The 2,896-nt window shown below is 68.8% G+C and carries 6 protein-coding genes; all 6 read right to left on the minus strand.

What is annotated here, in order from left to right; all coding sequences use genetic code 11:
• On the minus strand, positions 1-402 hold a 402-nt coding region (locus tag AABN02_RS18190; protein ID WP_338416326.1), incomplete at its 3' end, for a hypothetical protein.
• A 1-nt stretch (position 403) separates the two neighbouring features.
• The gene (locus AABN02_RS18195; protein WP_338416327.1) at positions 404-1,069 is read right to left on the minus strand and encodes a hypothetical protein; all 666 of its coding nucleotides are present in this window, start codon (positions 1,067-1,069) and stop codon (positions 404-406) included.
• A complete protein-coding gene (locus AABN02_RS18200; RefSeq protein WP_338416328.1) occupies positions 1,066-1,347 on the minus strand; it encodes a hypothetical protein in 282 nt (93 codons plus the stop codon). The genes AABN02_RS18195 and AABN02_RS18200 overlap by 4 nt, the downstream gene beginning before the upstream one ends.
• Positions 1,340-1,735, minus strand: coding sequence for a hypothetical protein (locus tag AABN02_RS18205; RefSeq protein WP_338416329.1), 396 nt, complete (start codon positions 1,733-1,735; stop codon positions 1,340-1,342). Before AABN02_RS18205 ends, AABN02_RS18200 begins: the two co-directional genes overlap by 8 nt.
• On the minus strand, positions 1,735-1,986 hold the full coding sequence (locus AABN02_RS18210) for a hypothetical protein (RefSeq protein ID WP_338416330.1): 252 nt from the start codon (positions 1,984-1,986) through the stop codon (positions 1,735-1,737). The genes AABN02_RS18205 and AABN02_RS18210 overlap by 1 nt, the downstream gene beginning before the upstream one ends.
• Positions 1,983-2,729: an AAA family ATPase gene (locus AABN02_RS18215; protein WP_338416331.1), complete on the minus strand. Its 747-nt coding sequence runs from the start codon at positions 2,727-2,729 to the stop codon at positions 1,983-1,985. Before AABN02_RS18215 ends, AABN02_RS18210 begins: the two co-directional genes overlap by 4 nt.
• Positions 2,730-2,896: the final 167 nt, after the last annotated feature.

Genomic DNA, 2,896 nt, shown 5'->3' on the forward strand with positions numbered 1-2,896 from the left:
GGCAGCCGCGGCGGCGGCAAGGGCCTGCGGCTGGCGCAGGAGGTTGTGCGGGCAGCCTTGGCAGGCGCGCCACTGGTCCACCTCAGCGAAGCTCAGCGACTCGTAGGTCTTGGCGGCGCAGGCGCGGCAGCCGCGGGCGGGGATGTGGGCGCGGGTGTGGGGGCAGTCCCAGCCGCCGTAGCTGTCCACGACGCGCTCGACGAAGCGGGGCGACACGCTGGCCAGCGGGATGTTGTGCGTCATCACGCGGGCGACATAGGCGCGGGTCACGCCGATGCGCTCGGCGACGCCAGCCTTGCCGCGGGGGTGTTGCTCCGCTTCGCGGGCCAGCGTGGCGAACCAGTCCGGCACTGTGGCCAGTTGCGGTTGCGGTTCGCAGGGGAAGGTTTCCAGCCGTTCCATGTCAGTTCTCCGGGGTATTCAGGGTGGTCGGGGCGGGGACAGACTCAGCACGCACACCTGCGCTGGATGCGGCCAGCTTCTGCTGTGCCTGCTTGATCCAGTCCGGCACGCCGCGCTGCACAGGCGTCTCCGTGGGCGCGGCCGGGGCGGGCGGCGCGGCCGTCACCACCGCGGCCAGCGAAGCCAGGGGCGCCGGCTCGGTGTGGCGGTAGGCGCGCTGTTGGCGTTCGATCTCGCGGGCACGCTCTGCGCTGGCTTCGACGCTGTTGGACAGGCGGGTGATGACGGCATAGAGAAAGCCGTTGCCCTGCAGCGGGAGATCCAGCGAGCCGGTGTTCTGGGCGCGGAAGACCTCGTCCAGCGCGTCAGACCAGGTCTGCACCGGGGCCGCCCAGTCGCGGCCCTTGAAGGTGATGACGCCGCGACGCAGGTCGGGTGCCAACTCCTTCAGCAGGGTGGCCACCTTCTCGACGCGCAGCACGTGCTTGGCCGGCTTGTGCAGCCGGATGTAGCGCACCACCTTGCCGCCCAGCGGCAGGCTGATCGTGACGATCTCGGCCAGGATGCGGCGGGTGGCGTCCTCGTCGATCAGGCGGTGCAGCAGGGAGTCGAGCGACTCCTCGGACCCGCAGGTCGGGCAGGTGGAGAGCAGGTTGAGCGCGCTCATGCCTGGACCCTCGCGCTCTGCTGCACAGCAGCTCGGCGAGCCGCATCGGTGCGGGTGACGATGTACAGGGACGGGACGGGACCGCAGCCGGTGCCCTGCTGGCCACCGCGGCCAGTGATGCGCGCGATTTCGCCCTTCTCGTTGAGTAGTTTCAGGGCCTTGTCGACCGTCGGCTCCGACCAGCCGGACTTCGCCACGATCTCCTTGCGCGTCGCGGGCTCCATCAGCCAGACCGCTTCAAACACGTCGATGACGGTCTTTTCTTTCAGCTCAGACATGGGGCACCTCTGTATTGCAGTAGTCGATGAGTGCGCCCGTGTTCGGGTCGCTGATCTGGTTGAGGCCGCGGCGCACCACCGGGGTGAGCGGGCCGAGGTCGTTGGAGAGGGTCCAGCGCACAGGCTCGGCGCGGCGCAGGGCTGGCAGGCGCTCCAGCACCTGTGCGGCTTCCAGCGCGGCAATGAAGCGCACGAGGTTGTTGCGCGCGGCGTGCTCACTGCCGGTGGCGATGGTCTGCAGCAGGCTGTCGACCGAGAACGAAGGCATGGACCGCATGCACCACCAGGCGCGCACGCGGAGGTTGCGGGTCGGCTTGGCTGGGCGGTTGAGCACCAGCACGGTGGTGACCGGGCGGGGCTTGATGTTGATCACGGCGAGGCGGGCCATCACGCATCCCTCCAGCCGTGTTCGACGGACCACTCGCTGCGCGTCTTGCTGGTGAGCATGTCGACGACACGCCAGGCCTGCCGGCCGCCGAGGCGGGCCGAGATGCGGCCCATGTCGTCGGCGCAGTTCTGGGCGTCAGCGTCGTCGCCGCTGTTGGCTGCGTCGTACTGCAGGACGGCCTTCCAGGCGCCGGAGTTGTTCAACTCCAGGCGGACCGGCTGCTTCTGGCTCGGTGCTTTCTTGGCGCTCACGCTGCACCTCCACGACGAGCAGCAGTGCGGGCCAGCACGGCACGGCCACGGCGGTAGTCCTCGCACAGCGGCTGCTTGGCGAGGTCGGCCAGCGTGGCGCGCTGCAGGCCGGCGGCGCGGGCGACGCCTTCGATGCGGCTGATCGCGTTGAGCACCGAGCGCATGCGGCCTTCGGTCTCGGCGTGGATGCGGGCGACCAGGTCGGCGTCGATCTCGATCTCGGAGAGCTGCTGGCACGCAGCGGCCACGTCGGCACGCGATGCGGCCTGGAACTCCACCCAGTTGAAGATCCGCGAGGAGATCTGCTGGTGCTGGTTGAACTTCCAGATGTCCTGCTCCATGACGATCAGCAGGACCGGCGAGCCGCTCTTGTCGGTCAGGCCGCGCAGGCGCTCCAGGCACGCCGCGCGGTCATCGAGGGCGAAGCCGGCTTCGTCCAGGATGATCGGCGTCTGGCGCATGGCGAGCTGCGCACCGATGGCGGTCTCGGTGTTGCGACCCTGGGTGATGCCCATGCGGTCGGCGATCGCGGCGATCAGGCGGCCCGGGGTCATGCCCTGGGTGGCGGTCAGGTAGCAGGCGGCTTCGGTGGCGCCCCAGTTGTAGAGGGTGGTCGTCTTGCCTTCGCCGGGACGGCCCGTCACCAGCAGCCAGGATGACTCGCGGGCGCCACGGATCGACAGGCTCGCGACACCGGCTTCGAGCCGCGCGAGGTTTTCGGTTTTGACAAAGTGTTTTTTCATCGGATACTTTCTGCTTGCTAGAAATTCCCCGTAAGGGGTTTGTTTGCCCCGGCCGCCTCCTACAGCGGTCGGGGTTTTTTCATTGGGGGTCGTGAAACCCTCAATAGAAATCGTGGTCGCCCATTGCGGGGCGCAGGTAGTCCTCGGTTTCCTCGCCGGCCTCGCGC

The organism is uncultured Sphaerotilus sp. (assembly GCF_963924895.1).
Classification (GTDB): Bacteria; Pseudomonadota; Gammaproteobacteria; order Burkholderiales; family Burkholderiaceae_C; genus Sphaerotilus.

Bases quoted from the DNA above. Each gene is read 5' to 3' on its own strand.
- AABN02_RS18195 (WP_338416327.1), bottom strand. From the start codon at position 1,069: ATGAGCGCGCTCAACCTGCTCTCCACCTGCCCGACCTGCGGGTCCGAG.
- AABN02_RS18205 (WP_338416329.1), bottom strand. From the start codon at position 1,735: ATGGCCCGCCTCGCCGTGATCAACATCAAGCCCCGCCCGGTCACCACC.
- AABN02_RS18215 (WP_338416331.1), bottom strand. From the start codon at position 2,729: ATGAAAAAACACTTTGTCAAAACCGAAAACCTCGCGCGGCTCGAAGCC.
- AABN02_RS18200 (WP_338416328.1), bottom strand. From the start codon at position 1,347: ATGTCTGAGCTGAAAGAAAAGACCGTCATCGACGTGTTTGAAGCGGTC.